The sequence below is a fragment of the Streptomyces sp. SS1-1 genome, from assembly GCF_008973465.1.
Lineage (GTDB): Bacteria > Actinomycetota > Actinomycetes > Streptomycetales > Streptomycetaceae > Streptomyces.
Genome location: NZ_WBXN01000004.1, coordinates 3,854,892 through 3,873,576 on the forward strand (window position 1 = coordinate 3,854,892; position 18,685 = coordinate 3,873,576).

The 18,685-nt window shown below is 73.3% G+C and carries 21 protein-coding genes; 16 read left to right on the forward strand and 5 right to left on the reverse strand.

The window, feature by feature from the left end; translation table 11 throughout:
* Nucleotides 1–137: 137 nt before the first annotated feature.
* Nucleotides 138–662, forward strand: coding sequence for a YbjN domain-containing protein (locus tag F8R89_RS19015; protein WP_151785090.1), 525 nt, complete (start codon nt 138–140; stop codon nt 660–662).
* Between the two features lie 303 nt (nt 663–965).
* Here the strand turns inward: F8R89_RS19015 and F8R89_RS19020 are convergent, their stop codons facing one another.
* Nucleotides 966–1,433 carry an ATP-binding protein gene (locus tag F8R89_RS19020; RefSeq protein ID WP_151785091.1) on the reverse strand — a complete coding sequence of 156 codons (468 nt, stop codon included), beginning with the start codon at nt 1,431–1,433 and terminating at the stop codon, nt 966–968.
* A gap of 155 nt (nt 1,434–1,588) precedes the next feature.
* Between F8R89_RS19020 and F8R89_RS19025 the strand changes: the two genes are divergently transcribed.
* The 4 genes from F8R89_RS19025 (at nt 1,589) to F8R89_RS19040 (ending at nt 4,322) form a co-directional block, all read left to right on the forward strand.
* Complete coding sequence (locus F8R89_RS19025; RefSeq protein WP_151788198.1) at nt 1,589–2,506, forward strand: helix-turn-helix domain-containing protein; 918 nt, start codon at nt 1,589–1,591, stop codon at nt 2,504–2,506.
* Nucleotides 2,466–2,588 carry a DUF397 domain-containing protein gene (locus tag F8R89_RS36800; protein ID WP_225994435.1) on the forward strand — a complete coding sequence of 41 codons (123 nt, stop codon included), beginning with the start codon at nt 2,466–2,468 and terminating at the stop codon, nt 2,586–2,588. The genes F8R89_RS19025 and F8R89_RS36800 overlap by 41 nt, the downstream gene beginning before the upstream one ends.
* A 264-nt stretch (nt 2,589–2,852) precedes the next feature.
* On the forward strand, nt 2,853–3,701 hold the full coding sequence (locus F8R89_RS19035; RefSeq protein WP_151785093.1) for a hypothetical protein: 849 nt from the start codon (nt 2,853–2,855) through the stop codon (nt 3,699–3,701).
* Between the two features lie 63 nt (nt 3,702–3,764).
* Entirely contained in the window at nt 3,765–4,322 is a 558-nt protein-coding gene (locus tag F8R89_RS19040) for a Uma2 family endonuclease (protein ID WP_151785094.1), read from the forward strand.
* Nucleotides 4,323–4,334: 12 nt separating this feature from the next.
* Here the strand turns inward: F8R89_RS19040 and F8R89_RS19045 are convergent, their stop codons facing one another.
* Nucleotides 4,335–5,510: a pyridoxal phosphate-dependent aminotransferase gene (locus F8R89_RS19045; protein ID WP_151785095.1), complete on the reverse strand. Its 1,176-nt coding sequence runs from the start codon at nt 5,508–5,510 to the stop codon at nt 4,335–4,337.
* A 49-nt stretch (nt 5,511–5,559) separates the two neighbouring features.
* The gene (locus F8R89_RS19050) at nt 5,560–6,306 is read right to left on the reverse strand and encodes a phosphotransferase (protein WP_151785096.1); all 747 of its coding nucleotides are present in this window, start codon (nt 6,304–6,306) and stop codon (nt 5,560–5,562) included.
* Between the two features lie 129 nt (nt 6,307–6,435).
* On the opposite strand from F8R89_RS19050, the gene F8R89_RS19055 reads away from it, so the two are divergent.
* Nucleotides 6,436–6,996, forward strand: coding sequence for a hypothetical protein (locus F8R89_RS19055; RefSeq protein ID WP_151785097.1), 561 nt, complete (start codon nt 6,436–6,438; stop codon nt 6,994–6,996).
* Nucleotides 6,997–7,028: 32 nt separating this feature from the next.
* Here the strand turns inward: F8R89_RS19055 and F8R89_RS36230 are convergent, their stop codons facing one another.
* Nucleotides 7,029–7,529, reverse strand: coding sequence for a hypothetical protein (locus F8R89_RS36230; protein WP_192806170.1), 501 nt, complete (start codon nt 7,527–7,529; stop codon nt 7,029–7,031).
* Nucleotides 7,530–7,860: 331 nt separating this feature from the next.
* On the opposite strand from F8R89_RS36230, the gene F8R89_RS19065 reads away from it, so the two are divergent.
* From F8R89_RS19065 to kynU, 10 genes are all read left to right on the forward strand, one after another.
* Nucleotides 7,861–8,427 (forward strand): DUF2617 family protein, encoded by a 567-nt coding sequence (locus F8R89_RS19065; RefSeq protein WP_151785099.1) that lies wholly within the window; start codon nt 7,861–7,863, stop codon nt 8,425–8,427.
* Between the two features lie 80 nt (nt 8,428–8,507).
* Nucleotides 8,508–10,106, forward strand: coding sequence for a polyamine aminopropyltransferase (locus tag F8R89_RS19070; protein ID WP_151785100.1), 1,599 nt, complete (start codon nt 8,508–8,510; stop codon nt 10,104–10,106).
* Nucleotides 10,107–10,187: 81 nt separating this feature from the next.
* Nucleotides 10,188–11,057 carry an SRPBCC domain-containing protein gene (locus F8R89_RS19075; RefSeq protein ID WP_151785101.1) on the forward strand — a complete coding sequence of 290 codons (870 nt, stop codon included), beginning with the start codon at nt 10,188–10,190 and terminating at the stop codon, nt 11,055–11,057.
* Between the two features lie 40 nt (nt 11,058–11,097).
* The gene (locus tag F8R89_RS19080) at nt 11,098–11,892 is read left to right on the forward strand and encodes an aldose 1-epimerase (RefSeq protein WP_151785102.1); all 795 of its coding nucleotides are present in this window, start codon (nt 11,098–11,100) and stop codon (nt 11,890–11,892) included.
* A gap of 9 nt (nt 11,893–11,901) precedes the next feature.
* Nucleotides 11,902–12,450, forward strand: coding sequence for an orotate phosphoribosyltransferase (pyrE, locus tag F8R89_RS19085; RefSeq protein ID WP_151785103.1), 549 nt, complete (start codon nt 11,902–11,904; stop codon nt 12,448–12,450).
* A gap of 171 nt (nt 12,451–12,621) precedes the next feature.
* Nucleotides 12,622–13,653 carry a class II fructose-bisphosphate aldolase gene (gene fbaA, locus F8R89_RS19090; RefSeq protein WP_151785104.1) on the forward strand — a complete coding sequence of 344 codons (1,032 nt, stop codon included), beginning with the start codon at nt 12,622–12,624 and terminating at the stop codon, nt 13,651–13,653.
* Between the two features lie 73 nt (nt 13,654–13,726).
* The gene (locus F8R89_RS19095) at nt 13,727–15,196 is read left to right on the forward strand and encodes an MFS transporter (RefSeq protein ID WP_151785105.1); all 1,470 of its coding nucleotides are present in this window, start codon (nt 13,727–13,729) and stop codon (nt 15,194–15,196) included.
* 216 nt (nt 15,197–15,412) lie between these two features.
* Entirely contained in the window at nt 15,413–15,826 is a 414-nt protein-coding gene (locus tag F8R89_RS19100; RefSeq protein ID WP_151785106.1) for a DUF3151 domain-containing protein, read from the forward strand.
* Nucleotides 15,827–15,978: 152 nt separating this feature from the next.
* Nucleotides 15,979–16,839: a tryptophan 2,3-dioxygenase family protein gene (locus F8R89_RS19105; RefSeq protein ID WP_151785107.1), complete on the forward strand. Its 861-nt coding sequence runs from the start codon at nt 15,979–15,981 to the stop codon at nt 16,837–16,839.
* Nucleotides 16,832–18,040, forward strand: a complete 1,209-nt coding sequence (kynU, locus tag F8R89_RS19110) for a kynureninase (RefSeq protein ID WP_151785108.1) — start codon at nt 16,832–16,834, stop codon at nt 18,038–18,040. Before F8R89_RS19105 ends, kynU begins: the two co-directional genes overlap by 8 nt.
* A gap of 22 nt (nt 18,041–18,062) precedes the next feature.
* Here kynU and F8R89_RS19115 read toward each other — a convergent pair whose 3' ends face one another.
* On the reverse strand, nt 18,063–18,665 hold the full coding sequence (locus tag F8R89_RS19115; RefSeq protein ID WP_151785109.1) for a TetR/AcrR family transcriptional regulator: 603 nt from the start codon (nt 18,663–18,665) through the stop codon (nt 18,063–18,065).
* Nucleotides 18,666–18,685: the final 20 nt, after the last annotated feature.

Below are 18,685 nucleotides of genomic sequence, written 5' to 3' on the forward strand. Positions count from 1 at the left end.
GGGTACCCGGCGCGAACCGGGTACCCGTCCTGGTGACCGGATCGAGTCAGCCCAGGGCTGACAGGGCCCGTCCGGGCTTGCCACCCCCCTCCCTGCATGGGGGAGGATGGCGGAATCCGTACGAAGGGAAAATCACGGTGAGCATCGACCCGTCCTCGATTCCGAACTTCGGGGGCCAGCAGCCGCAGCCCGGGCCGCCGCCCGGCCCCGTAATCCCGGATCAGGACCTCGTGAAGCAGCTCCTCGACCAGATGGAGCTGAAGTACGTCGTCGACGACGAGGGTGACCTCGCGGCGCCGTGGGAGCAGTTCCGTACGTACTTCATGTTCCGCGGCGAGGACGACCAGCAGGTCTTCTCGGTGCGGACGTTCTACGACCGGCCCCACCAGATCGACGAGAAGCCCGCGCTCCTCGAGTCGATCGACGACTGGAACCGCCGGACGCTGTGGCCGAAGGTCTACAGCCACACGCATGACGACGGCACCGTCCGCCTGATCGGCGAGGCGCAGATGCTGATCGGCACGGGCGTCAGCCTGGAGCACTTCGTCTCGTCGACGGTCAGCTGGGTGCGGGCCGCTATCGAGTTCGACAAGTGGCTCGTCGAGCAGCTCGGCCTGGAGCAGGAGATCAACGAGGCGGACAAGCCCGAGGACGACGAGTAGTCGTCGCGACGGACGCACCCGCGGCGCGGCGCCGCGGGCGGAGGAGAGCCCGGCCCTGATGCCGGGCTCTTCCGCGTCTCAGCGCCCCGCGCCGCGGATCCCGTGGGCGAGGCGCCCGAGCAGCACGGCGTTGACGAGTCCCGCGAGACCCACGGCGCCGGGACACTCAGGGCGAACACCGCGAGCCGGCTGTCCGTGCCGAGCGCGAGCAGCCGCGGCAGGCGGAGGCGGGGAGAGGTCTGCATGGGGAGGCCCTTCGGCTCGTACAGGTCGATGACGACCAGAGTGGCCGGACGGCTCCGCTCAGACATGAGTACAGGTACCCGGGCACATGCCTGCGCAGCTACTCACCGGCTCGACGGAGACCTCGGCCCACACCGTCTTGCCCACCGGCCGCCGGGGCTCCCATCCCCACCGCACGGCCAGGGCCTCCACGAGGACCAGCCCCCGCCCCGACTCGCCCTCGGGGCACGCCGGGGGAGCGGAGGCGGGCGGCCGTCTGCCCTCGGCGGCGTCGGCGACCTCGATCCTCACGAGGTGCGCTTCCGCGTCCAGGGCGAGCCGGAGCGCGCAGGCCCGCCCCGGGACCCGGCCATGCAGCACGGCGTTCGCCGCCAGCTCGGCCACGATGAGGGCGACCGCGCACGACCCGTCCGAAGCGGGCGGCCAGCCACGCTCCTCCAACCACCGGACGGCGAGGTGCCGGGCGAGCCGGGCACCTCGCGGTGTGGGGGCGAACTGCTCGGTGAGGGTGGGGGTTTCTGTCAGCACGGCCGGTCATCCGTCCTTGTCGTACACGAGTCGTCACGTTCCGTGTTCAAGACTCGGGTGAACGGCCTACGCTCACCAGGTGACGGAGCCTTACTTCTCCACCCGTAAGGAACGGAAGTGACGCCTTGGCCAACGGAATCGACCCCAGCGCGTCGATGGCGGCCCTGTTCGGCGCGCGGGTGCGCCGCCTCCGTGCGGCGGCCGGACTGACCCAGGCCGAACTGGGCGAACGGACGCATGTGGTGAGCACCCGTATCACCCAGATCGAGCGGGCGTCCGGCGCGAAGCCCACGCTGGAACTGGCCCGAGCGCTGGACACGGCCCTCGGAGCGGACGACCTGCTGGTCGAGCTGTGGCCGTACGTGTACCGGGAGGCGTTCCCGGACTGGTCCCGGAAGTTCATGGAGCTGTCGGAACGGGCGGTGGCCGTGCATGAGTACGCCGCCCATGTGGTGCCCGGACTGTTGCAGACGGAGGACTACGCGCGGGCCGTTCTGAGCGTCGGACGGACGCTCGGCGGCAAGGAGCAGTTGGAGGAGCGGGTCTCCCTGCGCATGGGACGCCAAGAACGCCTCAGGGCACCACGGCGCCCCGAGCTGTGGGTGATTCTCGACGAGGCGGTCCTCAGACGCCCGGTCGGCGGGCGCGACGTCATGCGAGCACAGCTGGCTCGGTTGCTCGACACGGCGACCGAACGGCAGATCACCGTGCAGGTTCTGCCGTTCGATCAGGGGGAGCACGACGCGCTGGGCGGCTCGCTGACGCTGCTCACCCTGCCGGACGGCACGGAGGCGGCGTACACGGAGGGCGCGCACTATGGCCAACTCATCGAGGAACCAGGCGAGGTGACGCGCTTCGCACTGACCTACGATCGGCTGCGGGCGGCAGCTCTGCCCCCGCTCATGTCCCTGGACATGATCCGATCCGTGAGGGAGGACAACCACCGTGGAGCGAAGGTCCCGTCCCGATCTGAACGGCGTCGCGTGGCGCAGGAGCAGCTACAGCAATCAGGAGGGCGGCAACTGCGTCGAGGTGGCCGACCGCTACCCGGAAGCCGCCGTCCCGGTGCGTGACAGCAAGGCCCCCGATGGCCCGGCGTTGTGCTTCGGCACGGCGTCCTGGGCCGCGTTCATAGGTGCGTTGAAGGCTCGCTGAGGCGGCTTCCGGGGGGGGCACCGGGTCCTTGTCCGCGAGGGTCCGGTGGGGCGCTGACCTCCTGAAAGAACCGGGGGAAAGAACTCCCCGCCCACCCACCCTCCCCGGCCGCGCAGCGCTCGTCACTCGTCCGGGTGACCGGCTTGCAGGGGCCGGACAGGGGCGGTTACGTTCGCCGCGACAACCGCACAAAGACATCGGCCCCCGGCCGGGACGGCAATCCCGATCGAGGGCCTGACCGATCAGGAAGTGAACGCCTTCCCGATGGCTGACTCGCAGTCTAACGCGCGCCTGCGCGCCGACGCCGGAGCTCCGACGACCGGCGTGATCCACGTCCGCACCCGCCTGACGGCCGACTTCACGGTGTTCTCCAACGCCCTCGCCCAGCGGCGCGGCAGCGCGGTCACCATCGGGGTGGCGGCGTACATCGCGTCGCTGCCCGACGGCTCCCCCGTGAGCATCGCCGCCCTGTGCGCGCACTTCAGCGAGGGCGAGATCCTGATCTCGCGGGCGCTGCGGGAGCTGGAGGCGGCCGGGTACCTGGAGCGGCGCCGCGAACGGACGCCGGCAGGCCAGGTCCGCACCCGGACGTTCTTCTACGACGTCCCCGCCGGCCGGGACTCGGACGACTGTCCCCGGTCGCGGAAGACGGTCCCGGTCCCCGACGAACCGGTCGACGCCACCTCGCCCGTGCCCACCCCTGCGCCTCCTGCGCCCGCCCTGGCCGACGCCGACCCGGAGGCCGTCGCCGTGCTGTCGTCGTTGCGCCGCGTCGACCCGCGACTGGTCCTGTCCGCGACGGAGGCGGCCCGGCTGGCGCCCGCCGTCGCCGCGTGGCTGGCGGCCGGGGTCGGGCCGCGGGAGATCACGGACGTGCTGACCGCACGGCTGCCCGAGCAGTTCCGGGCGCGTCCGGCGGGCGTCCTGGCGTTCCGCCTCCGCGAGACGCCTCTGCCCGTCCCGCCCCTGCCGCCACAGGCCGCTCCACCCGAGCACCCGGCCGTCCTGCCCTTCCAGACCTGCGACGGCTGCGAACGCGCCTTCCGGGCCCCGAGCCCGGGCCGCTGCCGGGACTGCCGAAGGCACGGCTCCATTGGGTCCGCGGCGGCCTGAGCCGCCGCTCGGCTCGGTGACATCGTCCGCCGTATCCTGACCACACACGGGAAGGAGCCGTCCATGAGCGTCGACGCGATCGTGCACACCGAGTTCCCCAAGGGTTACACGGTCCTGTTCGGGGCTGACGGAAAGGTGATCATGACCCCGCAGAGCGAAGAGCACTCAAGCACCATCCGGTCGATGCAGATCGACTCGGCTGCCGCACTGGGCCGTCATGCGAAGGTCACCTCCGACGTCTACATCGACTTTCCCGCCGACGAGAACTCCGCCCCCGATCTGGCGATCCTGCGCGAGGACGCCCGCAAGGAGGGCAAGCGCTACAGCTTCGAGGACGTTCTGCTGATCGCCGAGGTCGTCTCGACCTCCTCCGCGCGCAAGGACTACGACGACTGCACGGCGAAGTACGGGCGGTACGGCATCCCGATCTATCTGGTGGTGGACCCCTACGCCCAGGAGGTCGTCCTGCACACCCAGCCGACCGGCACCGGTTACATCGCGGCACACACGCACAAGTACGGCACGGGCAAGCTTCCGATCCCCCTGGCCGACGGCCGTACCTTCACGCTCGACCTCGACGAGCTGCCGCGTCCTGAGCCCGAGTCGGACGGCCGGTCGTAGGTCCGACCGCCCTCAGACCGACAGGGTCTTCAGGCGGGCGGTCGCCTCCGCCAGGACCGCAGCCTGCTTGCAGAACGCGAACCTGACATAGGGGGCGCCCTCCTCGCGGTGGTCGTAGAAGACCGCCGTCGGGATGGCGACCACCCCGGCCCGCTCCGGCAGGGTGCGGCAGAACGCGATGCCGTCGGACTCGCCGAGGGGGCGGATGTCGGCGGTGATGAAGTACGTGCCGGCGGGCCGGTAGACCGTGAGGCCCGCCTCCTCCAGGCCGGTGGCCAGGATGTTCCGCTTGGCGAGCATGTCCGCGCGGAAGTGGTCGAAGTAGGAGTCCGGGAGCGACAGCGCCTCGGCCACCGCGTACTGGAACGGGCCCGCCGACACGTACGTCAGGTACTGCTTGGCCGAGCGGACGGCCGTGACCAGGGCGGGGGAGGCCGTCACCCAGCCGACCTTCCAGCCCGTGAACGAGTACGTCTTGCCCGCCGAGCTGATCGTCACCGTGCGCTCCCGCATGCCGGGGAACGAGGCGAGCGGGATGTGCTCGGCGTCGTCGAAGACCAGGTGCTCGTACACCTCGTCGGTCACGACGAGCAGGTCCCGCTCGACGGCCAGTTCGGCGACCGCCGCCAGCTCGGCGCGGGTGAGGACCGTGCCGGTCGGGTTGTGCGGGGTGTTGAGGAGAAGGAGGCGGGTGCGGTCCGTGACGGCGGCCCGTAGCTCGTCCAGGTCCAGGCGGAACGCGCCGTCGTGCGGGCGCAGGGTGACCGGCACCCGGGTCCCGCCCGCCATGGCGATGCAGGCCGCGTAGGAGTCGTAGTAGGGCTCGAGGGCGACCACCTCGTCGCCGGGCTCCACCAGCGCGAGCAGGGCCGCCGCGATGGCCTCCGTGGCGCCCGCGGTGACCAGGACCTCGGTGTCGGGGTCGTACGTCAGGCCGTAGCGGCGCTGCTGGTGCGCGACGACGGCCGCGCGCAGCTCGGGGACGCCGGGGCCCGGCGGATACTGGTTGCCCCGCCCGTCGCGCAGCGCCCGTACGGCCGCCTCCCGGACCTCCTCGGGCCCGTCGGTGTCGGGGAAGCCCTGCCCGAGGTTGATGGACCCGGTGCTCAGGGCCAGCGCCGACATCTCCGCGAAGATCGTCGTCCCGAACTCGGCGAGCCGGCGGTTCAGCAGGGGCCTGGCGTTCATGTCTCCACCGTTCTGACGCGGATGCTTGTCTGTTGTCCCGGGGCCAGCCTCACATCCGGGATCTCAGCACGTCGACCTCACAGCCCGGCGCGAAGGGGTCGAAGCCCTGCTCGATCAGCGGGCGAACCGCCAGCAGGCTGCGCAACGACGACCAGGCGTGGATCACGTCGAGGTCGATGTCGGTGCCGTAGCCGGTGACGACGTCGTCGAGGTGCTCCTCGTGTCCGAGTACGAAGGTGGCCAGGTCGTACAGGGGATCTCCCCGGCCCGCCTCGGACCAGTCGATGATGCCGGTGACCTCGTCGCCGTCGACGAAGACGTGCGCGATCTGCAGGTCGCCGTGCGTGAACGCCGGGGTCCACGGCCGCAGCGCGGCCTCGGCGACGCGGCGGTTGCGGGTGACCAGACCGGCCGGCAGGACGCCGTTCGTCACGAGCGCCTCGCACTCGTCGGCGAGCTCCTTCCGCAACGCGTCGACGCTCCGGCCGGCCCGGCCGGTCCAGGGCGGCAGCGGCGCGTCGTGCAGCCTCCGGATGGCGGCGCCCGCCGCGGCCCACGCCGCCGGCGAGCCGGTCGCCGGCCCGCCGAGGCGCCCGAGCGTCGTGCCCGGGAGCGCGGCGGTCGCGAGCACGGACGGCTTGCGCCACAGGACCTCCGGGGTCGGGACCGGCGCGAGCGACATCGCCTCGGCCTCGATGCCGAGGCGCGCCTGATCGGCGTCCACCTTCAGGAACATGCCGCCGACGCGCAGAGTCGCGCGCTCGGAATGGGCGACGACCACTTCGACCTCATCCATGGGCGACCAGTACCCCGGGCCTGGCGCGGTGCGTAGAGTGCCTGCGGTCGTGGAGGGGAGAGGGCATTGGACGCGGTCGAGTTTCCGTTGAGTGCCCGGGTGCGTGCGGGCCGGCGGTGGCTGGTGGTCGTGAGCGTGGTCGGTGGCGTGCTCGTGGTGGCCGCACTCGCGTCCGTGGTCGCGGGCGCCGCCGGCTGGGTGGCGGTGCCCCGCGCGGTCCAGGTCGTCCTCGTGCTGGTGACGCTGTTCGTGCTGCCCCTCGGCTGGGCCGGCACGCACGCCGTGTGGGCGCTGCGCGGGCGGGCCGAGCTGTTCGCCGCCGCCGGGGAGCACCCGCGCCGCCGCCCCACCGACCGGCAGCTCGTCGGCCATCTGCGGGACGAGCACCCGCTCACCCCGCTGTGGTGGACGGTCGCCGTCCTCGGCGGTCTCGGCGCGCTCTGCCTCGGGTTCGCGCTGCCGTTCGCCCTCGCGGACGGCGCCCTGCTCGCCGGTGCGTTCCTCGGCGCCGGACTCGTCGTGTCCCTGGCCGCCCTCGCGCTCGCCGTGCCGGGCATCCACCGCGCCGAACGGCAGGGCGCGGCGGACCGGAAGCGGCGCGCGGAACTCTGGTCCCTCCCCAGTGCCGTCGAACGCCGGCTCGCCGGCCCTCTCCTCGGCACGGGCGACGGGGCCCACCTCGGAACCTGACCTCTCGCCGGCGGCCGATCCTCTGAAGTTCCTCAACTCTGCTTTGGCGCGCGAGCGCCCCGGGCATCTCCCCCGCACGCACCGAGCGGCGGCGCCCACGGGGGGATGTCCGGGTCCGTCTCGGGGGAACGGAAGGAGGCCGACGCCATGGTCACAGGACTTGTCGTGGTGCTGGTCGCGGTGGTGTTCGTCCTGGTCTTCGTGTCCATCGCGCGCAACGCCGCGCGACGGTCGGCGAGCCGGGCGCGCGGGCGGGGGCGCGGCTCGAACCGGCGCACCTCGTACAGCCGCAGCAGCAGCAGCGGCAGCAGTGACAGCAGCAGCAGCCACCACAACAGCTGGTGGGTCGGCGGCGGGGACACCGGGTCGTCCTGCGGGAGTTCCTCCTCGTCGTCGTGCTCGAGCAGCTCCTCCTGTTCCAGCGGCTCGTCCTGCGGAGGCGGGTCGTCGTGCGGCGGAGGGGGCGGATGCGGTGGCGGGGGCAGCTGACACGGGGCAGCTGAGCTCCACCCAGCAGGGGGAGCCGCATCCACCACGGGAGCGGGGCCGGTGCCTGGACCGGCCCCGCTCTCCGTCTCCCGGCGAAGAGCTCCGGCGCGTGCGCCCCTCGTACAGGCGCACGCCGGAGTTGAACAGTTGAGCTGATAAGCCCTCTGAGGGATGGAAACCCTACGAACTTGGGTAAAAACGCTGTGTCGCCGACACAGTTCATGATTCAGTGAAGTTCACCTACGCAGCCCCTCGGACGTCCCACGGACACCCATCTGACCGCCGACAGGGCTGACGGGGCCGACGTCCCGGTGCCGGCAGTGCGACGACGGCCGGCACCCCACCTTCCTCCTGCGTGCCAAGCGGAGCCCATCCATGCTCACGACCCTGAACACCGCCTACAGCGACACGCGCGCCGCCGACCTGGCCTGGACCCTGGGGCGGGAGCCGCTGCCCGCACTGGCCACGCTCGACCTGGAACTCGACGGGACCAGCCTGCAGTTGAGGTTGCTCGGCGCCTCCCACCAGGTCCTCGTCGAGGAGGAGCGGGGGCGCTGTTCGGAGACGGTGGCCTGTATCGCCGGCAGCAGCACCCCCCTCCCGCTCGGAGTCGCCAAGCGCGCGGGCGACTGGGAGTACGAGTTCGCCGCCCGCGTCGAGGTGCTGTCGCCGGGCCAGTTCGCGGGCCGCGCCCAGGAGTTGCTGGCGCTGGTGGCCGACCACCCGCACGGCCTGGCCGGCGTGTTCCCCGGCAGCCCGTACGCCTTCACCGCGATGCTGGCCCGCCGCCACGAGGGGCAGGTGCACTGGCGGACCTGGCACGCCTACCCGCAGGACGGCCAGTTGGTGGCGACCCGGACCCGGGTCGGGGTGCGCGTCCCGGCGGGCCCCGGCCGGCCCACGGCGAGCCGGCTGCGCCCGTCCGCCGTCCTCGCCGGATAAACCACCGGCGCCCCCGGAGCCGCCGATTCCACACGTGTGGGTGACGAAGCGTGCCCCAGGCGTAACGTACCGTCGGCAACGTGATCGAACCGCACGCGCCTGCGCCGCCCGGCACGACGCCCCCCTGGGGTGGCCGGGCGCGGCTGCCGGTCCGGCCGGACACCGGGCGGTTCCTGGTCCTCGCGGGCGTCTTCGTCTGCGCGGCCTGCGGACTCGTGTACGAACTCGAACTCGTAGCGCTCGCCTCGTACTTGATCGGGGACTCGGTCACCCAGGCGTCCGTCGTCCTGTCCGTCATGGTCTTCGCCATGGGCATCGGCTCGCTCGGCGCCAAACGGCTGCGGCCCCGGGCCGCAGCCGGGTTCGGCGCCATCGAGGCGGTCCTCGCCCTGGTCGGCGGGTGCAGCGCCCTCGCCCTGTACGCCGTGTTCGCCTGGACCGGCGACTGGGGCGGCCCCTGGGCGCACGCGCCCCGCGTCCTCCTCGTCGCCTTCTCGCTCGTCATCGGGCTGCTCATCGGTGCCGAGGTCCCGCTGCTGATGGAACTGATCCAGCGCATCCGCCGCCAGGACGCGGGCGGCGCGGTCGCCGACCTGTTCGCGGCGGACTACGTCGGCGCGCTCGTCGGCGGCCTCGCCTTCCCCTTCCTCCTGCTGCCGCTGCTCGGGCAGTTGACGTCGGCCCTGATCACCGGCGGGGTCAACGCGGTCGTGGGCGCGGCACTCGTCCTCGGGGTGTTCCGCGCCGACCTCGGCCCCCGGGCCCGCCGGGTCCTCCTCGCCGTCAACCTCGCGGTGCTCGCCGTCCTCGCCGTGGCCGCCGTCCTCGTCGACGACTTCGAGCGGGCCGCGCGGCACGCGGTGTACGGGCAGGACGTGCGGGTGGCCGTGCGGACCGGCACCCAGGAGGTCGTCATCACCGGCGGCACCGGCGGCCGGCCCCTCGACCTGTTCCTCGACGGGCGGCTCCGGGTCAGCGGCCGCGACGAGGGCCGGTACCACCAGGCGCTGGTGCACCCCGCGATGAACGGCGGGCACGCGCGCGTGCTGATCCTCGGCGGCGGCGACGGGTTGGCCGCCCGCGAGGTGCTGCGCCATCCGGGCGTGCGCCGGGTCGACATCGTCGAGTCCGACCCCGAGGTGGTCCGCCTGGCCCGCGAGGACCCGCCGCTGGCCCGGCTCAACGGGTACGTCCACGGCGACGCCCGCGTCCGGGTGCGGGACTCCGACGCCTTCCGTCTGCTGCGGTCGGTGCCGCCGGGCTCGTACGACGTGATCGTGTCCGATCTGCCCGACCCCGGGGTGACGGACAGCGCCAAGCTGTACTCGCAGGAGTTCTACGGCCTCGCCCGCCGCGCCCTCGCCCCGCACGGGCGGCTCGCCGTGCACGCCGGGTCCCTCACCCCGGACCCCCGTGTCCTGTGGACCGTCGAGGCCACCCTGCGCGCCGCCGGGCTGCGGACCACCCCGTACTCCCTCGCGGTCCGCGACCCGGCGGCGGGACCGGCGCGGGCGCCGGACGACTGGGGGTTCGTGCTGGCCGGCAGGGACGGCCCGCCGCCGATGCGGGCCGGGACGGGCGCGCTCGCCCGCGCGGGCCTCGCGGCGGGGGTGCGGGCGGCCGAGGCGTCCCGGATCGGGGGGCTGCCGCCGTCGACGCTCGTGCATCCGCGCTACTGAGCGGCGCCCGCGGGCATCCGGCCGCCGAATCCGGGGATTGTGTGGGTGCGGTTCACGCCATGCTGGGTAGGCTCGATCGGCATGGAGCATGAGGTGTTCGTTCCGGTCGCGGCCGAGCGGCTCAGGGAGGTGCTGGCCGACCCCGTGCGGGTCGCCCGCGCGGTCCCCGGGCTCCAGCAGGACGCCGGTGCCGAACCCGTCGCGGGGCGCCTGAAGCTGCGCGTCGGCGGGCACACCATCACCTACCGGGGTGCCGTGCGCGTCACCGCGCGGGACGACGGTGCGTACGCCGTGGAGGGCGACGCGACCGAGGCGCGCGGCAGCGGTTCCGTGAAGCTCGCGCTCACCCTGCGCGCGCGGGACGCCGACGGCGGCACGACGCTCGCCGTCGAGGGCGGCGCCTTGGCCGACGGGCGGATCACCGAGTTCGAGGCCGACGCCGTGCACGCGGCCGTCACCCGTCTGCTGAACCGGTTCGCCGAGCGGCTCGGCGCGGTGGCGGCGGAGTCCGCCGGGCCGGAGGCCGCCGCGGAAGGGGTCGAGGAGGCGCTGGCGCCGGGCGAGTTCGAGCCGCGTGTGACCAGCGACTTCGAGACGACACCGGACGCGGACGACCCGCCGGTGCCCGAGCCGGCGTCCGTCTTCGACACCGAGGTGCCGCCCCCGGCGCTCGACCCGGAGGCCGACACGGACACGGAACCGGAAGAAGACGACGAGGACGAGGGGGCCGACGGGGAAGCGCCCGTCGCGGAGGCCGCGCACGCCCGGCGCACGATGATCGGGCGCAGCGCGGAGGAGGTCGACCACGCCCCGCCGCGCGGCCGGTACGCGCCGGTGCCGCCGCCCCAGTCCCTCGCGCCCAACTCGGCGCTGCGCTGGGCCGCCCCGGCCGCCGCGGTCGTCCTGGCCTCGGCGATCGTGGCCGGCCGGATGCTGCGCCGCCGCCGCTGACCGGCGGGGCGGTCTTGATCGCCCCCGGTAGGGTCGTCCTGTGGGTACCGAACAGATCACGCTGACCGCGGGCGACGCGGAGGTGGACGTCCTGCCGGGCAACGGCGGACGGGTCGGGGGGCTGCGCGTCGGCGGGACGGAACTGCTGCGGCAGGGGGAGCGGTTCGGCTGCTTCCCGATGGTGCCCTGGTGCGGGCGCATCCGCGACGGCCGCTTCCGCGACGGCGCCGAGGTACGGCAGATGCCGCTCAACGCGCCGCCCCACGCCATCCACGGCACGGCCCGCGACGGCGCCTGGAAGGTCGCCCGGCACACCGGCGCCGAGACCGTCCTCACCTACGACCTCGTCGAGCCGTGGCCCTACCCGGGCCGGGTCACCCAGGTCGTCGCGCTCACCCCGGACAGCCTCACCCTGACCATGTCCGTGGAGACATACGACGCGTCCTTCCCCGCGCAGATCGGCTGGCACCCCTGGTTCAACCGGAACCTCGGCGACGGCGGCGAGGACGTGCGGCTCGACTTCACCCCGGCCTGGCAGGAGGAGCGCGGCGACGACCACCTGCCGACCGGCAACCGGATCGAGCCGCGGCCCGGCCCCTGGGACGACTGCTTCGGGATGCCCGGCGGCGTCGACGTCACCCTCACCTGGCCGGAGCGCCTGGAGCTGAAGGTGACCAGCCGCGAGGAGTGGGTCGTCGTCTACGACGAGCAGGAGCCCGCCGTCTGCGTCGAACCGCAGACGGGACCGCCCGACGGCCTCAATACCCTCCCGCGCCTGGTCACGCCCCTGGAGCCACTGGAGGCCACGACCGTCTGGAGCTGGCGGCGCCTTTAAGCTGGCGGCATGACTGACGTTCGCGCGGCGCTGCTGCAGCAGATCAAGGACAAGGCCGTGGTGCACGGCAAGGTGACCCTGTCGTCGGGCCTCGAAGCCGACTACTACGTCGACCTGCGGCGCATCACCCTCGACGGCGAGGCCGCCCCGCTGGTCGGGCAGGTGCTGCTCGACCTGACCGCCGACCTGGAGTTCGACGCCGTCGGCGGGCTGACCATGGGCGCCGACCCGGTCGCCGCCGCCATGCTGCACGCCGCCGCCGCGCGCGGCCGCAGGCTCGACGCGTTCGTCGTCCGCAAGGCCGCCAAGGCGCACGGCCTCCAGCGCCGCGTCGAGGGCCCGGAGATCGCCGGCCGCCGCGTGCTCGTCGTCGAGGACACCTCCACCACCGGCGGTTCACCGCTCACCGCCGTCGAGGCCGTGCGCGAGGCGGGCGCCGAGGTCGTCGGTGTCGCGACCATCGTCGACCGGGCCACCGGCGCCGCCGAGAAGATCCGCGAGGGCGCCCAAGTGCCGTACGTGTACGCGTACTCCAAGGACGAGCTCGGCCTGGACTGACCCCCCTCGCCGGCCGGGTCCGTCTCGGCTGGTGACAGACGCTCGGACCATCCGGGTTCGTCTGGAAAGATGGGCGCCGACGACGACGTCACACCCCCCCAAGGTCTAGGTCAGGGCCAAGAAGAACGCCGTACGCAGTACGCCGACCCGCACACTCCAAGGAGCGGACAGATGCCCATCGCAACCCCCGAGGTCTACAACGAGATGCTCGACCGGGCGAAGGCAGGCAAGTTCGCCTACCCGGCCATCAACGTGACCTCCTCCCAGACCCTGCACGCGGCCCTGCGCGGCTTCGCGGAGGCGGAGAGCGACGGCATCATCCAGATCTCCACGGGTGGTGCCGAGTTCCTGGGCGGTCAGCACAACAAGGACATGGTCACCGGCGCCGTCGCCCTGGCCGAGTTCGCGCACATCGTCGCCAAGAAGTACGACATCACCGTCGCGCTGCACACCGACCACTGCCCGAAGGACAAGCTCGACGGGTACGTCCGCCCGCTGCTCGCGGTGTCCGAGGAGCGCGTCGCGCGCGGTGAGAACCCGCTGTTCCAGTCGCACATGTGGGACGGCTCGGCGGAGACCCTCGCCGACAACCTCGCCATCGCGCAGGAGCTGCTGGAGCGCGCCCGCGCCGCCAAGATCATCCTCGAGGTCGAGATCACCCCGACCGGTGGCGAGGAGGACGGCGTCTCCCACGAGATCAACGACTCCCTCTACACCACGGTCGACGACGCGATCCGCACCGCCGAGGCCCTCGGTCTCGGTGAGAAGGGCCGCTACCTGCTCGCCGCGTCCTTCGGCAACGTCCACGGCGTGTACAAGCCGGGCAACGTCGTCCTCCGTCCCGAGCTGCTGAAGGAGCTCAACGAGGGCATCGCCGCCAAGTACGGCAAGCCGGCCGGCTCCCAGCCGTTCGACTTCGTCTTCCACGGCGGCTCCGGCTCCACCGAGCAGGAGATCGCGACCGCGCTGGAGAACGGCGTCGTCAAGATGAACATCGACACCGACACCCAGTACGCGTTCACCCGTCCGGTCGCGGACCACATGTTCCGCAACTACGACGGCGTCCTGAAGGTCGACGGCGAGGTCGGCAACAAGAAGACCTACGACCCGCGCACCTGGGGCAAGCTCGCCGAGGCGTCCATGGCCGCGCGCGTCACCGAGGCCTGCACGCACCTGCGCTCCGCCGGTACGAAGATCAAGTAGTTCCCGTCCCCCGAGGGGGACCCGCGAGCCCGGCGCCTGCCCTTGGCGCCGGGCTCGCTGTATACCTGGGGACATGCCCGATGTGCGGCTGGCCTCCTCGCAGGGCCGGTGGATCCTGCTCACCACCGTCCTCGGCTCCAGCATGGCGATGCTGGACTCCACCGTCGTCAACGTCGCCCTGCCGCGCATCGGCCGCGACCTCGACGCCGACCTCGCCGCCCTCCAGTGGACCGTCAACGCCTACATGCTGACGCTGGCCGGGCTCATCCTGCTCGGCGGCTCCCTCGGCGACCGGTACGGGCGGCGCCGCGTCTTCGTCGTGGGCGTGGTGTGGTTCGCGGCGGCCTCGCTGCTGTGCGGGCTCGCGCCCGGCGTCGAGGTGCTGATCGCGGCCCGCGCCCTGCAGGGGATCGGCGGGGCGCTGCTGACCCCGGGGTCGCTGGCGCTGATCCAGGCGTCCTTCCACCCCGACGACCGGGCCCGCGCGGTCGGCCTGTGGTCCGGGTTCGGGGGGATCGGGGCGGCCGTCGGGCCCTTCGTGGGCGGCTGGCTGGTCGACGGGCCGGGCTGGCGCTGGGTCTTCCTGCTGAACGTGCCGGTGGCGCTGGTGTGCGCGCCGATCGCCGTACGGCACGTCCCCGAGTCGGGCGACGAGACCCGGCACGGCCGCTTCGACGTGCTCGGGGCCGCCCTGGGCGCGCTGGCCCTGGCCCTGGTGACGTACGCGCTGATCGAGGCGCCGACGGGGTCGGCGACCGTCGAGGTGGCGGCGGTGGCGGGCGTCGGCGCCGGGTTCGCCTTCGTCCGGGTCGAGCGGCACCGGAGCGATCCGATGATGCCGCCCGGCATCTTCCGCTCCCGGCAGTTCACGGCCGTCAACCTGGTCACGCTGTGCGTGTACGCGGCCTTCGGCGGCTTCTTCTTCCTGGCCGCGCTCCAGCTCCAGGTGGTCGCCGGGTACTCGGCGCTCGCGGCCGGCGCGGCGCTGCTGCCGACGACCGGGCTGATGCTGCTGTTCTCGGCGCGGTCCGGTGCCCTCGCGGACCGGATCGGGCCGCGGGTGCCGCTGACCGTGGGGCCGCTGGTGTGCGCGGCCGGGATGCTGCTGATGCTGCGGGTCGGGCCGGACGCCGCGTACGTGTCCGACGTGCTGCCCGCGCTGCTGGTGCTGGGCACCGGCATGGTCACGCTGGTCGCCCCGCTGACGGCGACCGTCCTCGGGTCCGTCGACACCGCCCGGGCGGGGCTGGCCAGCGGGATCAACAACGCGGCGGCGCGGGCGGCGGGGCTGATCGCGGTGGCCGCGTTGCCGCTGCTCGCGGGGATGAGCGAGGACGCGTACCGGTCGGCGTCCGCGTTCGACGCCGCGTTCCGGCGGGCCATGCCGATCTGTGCGGGGGTGCTGGTGGTGGGGGCGGTGGTCGCGTTCGCGACGGTGCGGTCGCTGCCCGCGGGGTGCCGTAAGCCGGAGTGCCTGCGGCACGCTTCCGTGGTGACGCCGCCGCTGGAGGGGCAGGGGAGCAAGGCGAGGCTGGGGGACTAGGGCGGGGCTGGCGGCCCGAGGCGGGGCTGGGGGACTAGGGCGGCGGCCCGGTGGGTGGGGCTCGGGCCGGGGGTTTCTCGCCCCCGCCGCCCCTACCCGTCCCGTCCCCGGGGGCTGCCGCCCCCGGACCCCCGCTTCGGCCCTGGACGGGCCTCGTCCTCAAGCGCCGGACGGGCTGCGTGGGGTCGGGGTGGGTGGATGGACGACACTTGGACCATGGCCATTCACGAGAACCTGCTCGGGGGTCCGCCCCCGACCCATCTGCCCGACGACCCGGAGCCCCGCGAGGCGCTCGCGAGCGGTACCGCGCCCTCGGACGTCGCCGCCCGGTACCCGACCTCCTCCCTGGCCTGGGCCCAGCTCGCCGACGAGGCGTTCGAGCGGGGCAGCGTCGTCGAGTCGTACGCCTACGCCCGGACCGGCTACCACCGCGGCCTGGACGCGCTGCGCCGCAACGGCTGGAAGGGCCACGGGCCCGTGCCGTGGGAGCACGAGCCGAACCGGGGCTTCCTGCGGGCCCTGCACGCCCTCGCCCGGGCCGCCGGGTCGATCGGCGAGCAGGAGGAGTACGAGCGCTGCTCGCAGTTCCTGAAGGACTCCTCGCCGACCGCGGCCCAGACCCTGGGCTAGCGGTTCCAGGCGTCCCGGTGAGGCCCGTCCGGTGTGACCGGGCGGGCCTTGCGAGGTTCCGGGGACATGGCTGAGGATGCCGGTGGGGACCGGGGCCCCTTTGCCGATAACGGCAGGGCGGACCGCTACCCGGAGTTACACAGGAGACAGCGATGTCCCAGCAGGCTCATCGGTCCGCGGACACCACCGCGGGGACTCAGGAGCCCGAGACCCCGAATCTCGACTTCGCGGGTACGACACCGTACGAGGACTACGTCAAGGCGGACGTCCTCACCCACCTGCAGCACACCCTCTCCGACGATCCCGGAGAGATGGTCTTCCTGGTCACGACCCAGGTCATGGAGCTGTGGTTCACCGTCATCGTCCACGAGTGGGAGACCGCGGCCCGCGCGCTGCGCGAGGACCGCCCCGGTGTGGCGGTCGACGCCCTGAAGCGGTCCGTGCGGGAGCTGGAGGCCCTGAACGCCTCCTGGACGCCGCTCGGACAGCTCACGCCGGCCCAGTTCAACTCGTACCGCAGCGCCCTCGGCGAGGGCTCCGGCTTCCAGTCCGCGATGTACCGCCGGCTGGAGTTCCTGCTCGGCGAGAAGTCGGCGTCGATGCTGGTCCCGCACCGCGGCGCCCCGCGCGTCCACGCCGAGCTGGAGAAGGCCCTGCACGAGCCGAGCCTGTACGACGAGGTGCTGCGCTTCCTCGCCCGGCGCGGCCACGCGATCCCCGAGTCGGTGCTCACGCGGGACGTCACCCGCCGTTACGAGCCCTCGGAGGCCGTCGAGGCGGTGTGGACGGAGATCTACACCGGCGACCAGAACGCCGAGCTCACCCGTCTGGGCGAGGCGCTCACGGACGTCGCCGAACTGGTGTGGCGCTGGCGCAACGACCACCTGGTCGCCACCCGCCGCGCGATGGGCGCCAAGGCCGGCACCGGCGGCTCGGCCGGGGTGGCCTGGCTGGAGAAGCGCGCCCAGAAGAACGTCTTCCCGGAGCTGTGGACGGCGAGGTCCCATGTCTGAGCCGATGCCCGAGCCGGCCGAGCTCGCCGCGCGGGCCGAGAAGCTGGACGCCGCCGACGAACTCGCCGCCAAGCGCGCGGAGTTCGTCCTGGACGACGTCGTCTACCTCGACGGCAACTCGCTGGGCGCCCTGCCCGCGCACGTCCCCGGCCGGGTCGAGGACGTCGTGCGCCGGCAGTGGGGCGAACTGCGCATCCGCTCCTGGGACGAGAGCGGCTGGTGGACCGCGCCGGAGCGGATCGGCGACCGGATCGCCCCGCTGGTCGGCGCGGCGCCCGGGCAGATCGTCGTCGGCGACTCCACCAGCGTCAACGTGTTCAAGGCACTGGTGGCCGCCGTGCGGATCGCCGGGGACGGCCGCGACGAGATCCTCGTCGACGCCACCACGTTCCCCACCGACGGGTACATCGCCGAGTCGGCGGCCCGGATGACCGGCCGTACGCTGCGGCCCGTGACGCCCGCCGAGGTGCCGGACGCGCTGGGCGACCGCACGGCCGCCGTGCTGCTCAACCACGTCGACTACCGCACCGGGCGGCTGCACGACCTGCCGTCGCTCACGGCCGCCGTGCGCGCGGCGGGCGCGGTGTCCGTGTGGGACCTGTGCCACAGCGCGGGCGCGCTGCCGGTCGGGCTCGACGAGCACGGCGTGGACCTGGCGGTCGGCTGCACCTACAAGTACCTGAACGGCGGCCCGGGTTCACCGGCGTACCTGTATGTGCGCCACGGTCTGCAGGACCGGTTCGACTCGCCGCTGCCGGGGTGGAACTCGCACGCCGAACCCTTCGGCATGCACCGGGACTTCACCGCCGCCCCCGGCGCCCCGCGCGGCCGGGTCGGCACGCCCGACATCCTGTCCATGCTCGCCCTGGAGGCGGCCCTGGACGTGTGGGACGGGGTGCCGGTGGAGGCGGTGCGGGCCAAGTCGCTGGCGCTGACGGACTTCTTCCTGGAGTGCGTCGAGGCGTACGCGCCCGCCGGGCGGGTGGAGCCGGTGACGCCGGCCGCGCACGCCGAGCGCGGCAGCCAGGTGGCGCTGCGCTGCGCGGACGCCGGGGACGTGATGAGGGAGCTGATCGCGCGGGGCGTGGTCGGCGACTTCCGCCACCCGGACGTGCTGCGCTTCGGCTTCACCCCGCTGTACGTGTCCTTCGCGGACACCGAGCGGGCGGCCCGCGTCCTGGCGGACGTGCTGGGTCGCTAGGGCGGACACGTCTTAGAGCGGGTCAGGCCACGAACACCCCTGCCGCGGCGGCGGCGTGCGCGGCGCGTGCGGCGCGGTCCGCGGCGGGGGCGTCCGGGGCCGTCCCGGTCGTCAGCAGCCCGTAGTAGAGGGGTGCCGACACCGCCCGTACGACCGCCCGCGCGTCGGTGCCGGCGGGGAACTCCCCGCGTGCGACGGCCTGTTCGACGCAGGGCGCCCACTCGGCGATGCGTGCCTCGTAGAACCGGCGCAGGGCCGCCGCCGTGCGGTCGTCGCAGGCCGCCGCCGCGATGACCGCGCGGAACAGGGGCCCCTGCCGGGGGTCGGACAGGGTGCGCCGTACGAGCGTGGCGTTGGCCCGCAGGTCGCCCAGCGCGGTTCCGGTCTCCTCGCGGGGCGAGGACTCCTCGGCCATCTCCGCGAGCAGGTCCGTGACCAGTCCGGTCACCGAGCCCCAGCGCCGGTACACGGTCGTCCTGCCGACCTCCGCGCGGCGGGCGACGTCGGCGAGGTCGAGGCCGTGGAACCCGTGTTCCGCGAGCACGTCCCCGGTGGCCCGCAGCACGGCCGCGCGGACACGGGCGGTACGCCCTCCGGGACGGACGGTGCCGGGTTCGGCGGACATTTCGGTCTCCTTGGTGCACA

Bases quoted from the DNA above. Each gene is read 5' to 3' on its own strand.
- F8R89_RS19095 (WP_151785105.1), top strand. From the start codon at position 13,727: ATGCCCGATGTGCGGCTGGCCTCCTCGCAGGGCCGGTGGATCCTGCTC.
- F8R89_RS19040 (WP_151785094.1), top strand. From the start codon at position 3,765: ATGAGCGTCGACGCGATCGTGCACACCGAGTTCCCCAAGGGTTACACG.
- F8R89_RS19075 (WP_151785101.1), top strand. From the start codon at position 10,188: ATGGAGCATGAGGTGTTCGTTCCGGTCGCGGCCGAGCGGCTCAGGGAG.
- F8R89_RS19115 (WP_151785109.1), bottom strand. From the start codon at position 18,665: ATGTCCGCCGAACCCGGCACCGTCCGTCCCGGAGGGCGTACCGCCCGT.
- F8R89_RS19045 (WP_151785095.1), bottom strand. From the start codon at position 5,510: ATGAACGCCAGGCCCCTGCTGAACCGCCGGCTCGCCGAGTTCGGGACG.
- F8R89_RS19025 (WP_151788198.1), top strand. From the start codon at position 1,589: ATGGCGGCCCTGTTCGGCGCGCGGGTGCGCCGCCTCCGTGCGGCGGCC.
- F8R89_RS19050 (WP_151785096.1), bottom strand. From the start codon at position 6,306: ATGGATGAGGTCGAAGTGGTCGTCGCCCATTCCGAGCGCGCGACTCTG.
- F8R89_RS19065 (WP_151785099.1), top strand. From the start codon at position 7,861: ATGCTCACGACCCTGAACACCGCCTACAGCGACACGCGCGCCGCCGAC.
- kynU (WP_151785108.1), top strand. From the start codon at position 16,832: ATGTCTGAGCCGATGCCCGAGCCGGCCGAGCTCGCCGCGCGGGCCGAG.
- pyrE (WP_151785103.1), top strand. From the start codon at position 11,902: ATGACTGACGTTCGCGCGGCGCTGCTGCAGCAGATCAAGGACAAGGCC.
- F8R89_RS19105 (WP_151785107.1), top strand. From the start codon at position 15,979: ATGTCCCAGCAGGCTCATCGGTCCGCGGACACCACCGCGGGGACTCAG.
- fbaA (WP_151785104.1), top strand. From the start codon at position 12,622: ATGCCCATCGCAACCCCCGAGGTCTACAACGAGATGCTCGACCGGGCG.
- F8R89_RS19035 (WP_151785093.1), top strand. From the start codon at position 2,853: ATGGCTGACTCGCAGTCTAACGCGCGCCTGCGCGCCGACGCCGGAGCT.
- F8R89_RS19100 (WP_151785106.1), top strand. From the start codon at position 15,413: ATGGCCATTCACGAGAACCTGCTCGGGGGTCCGCCCCCGACCCATCTG.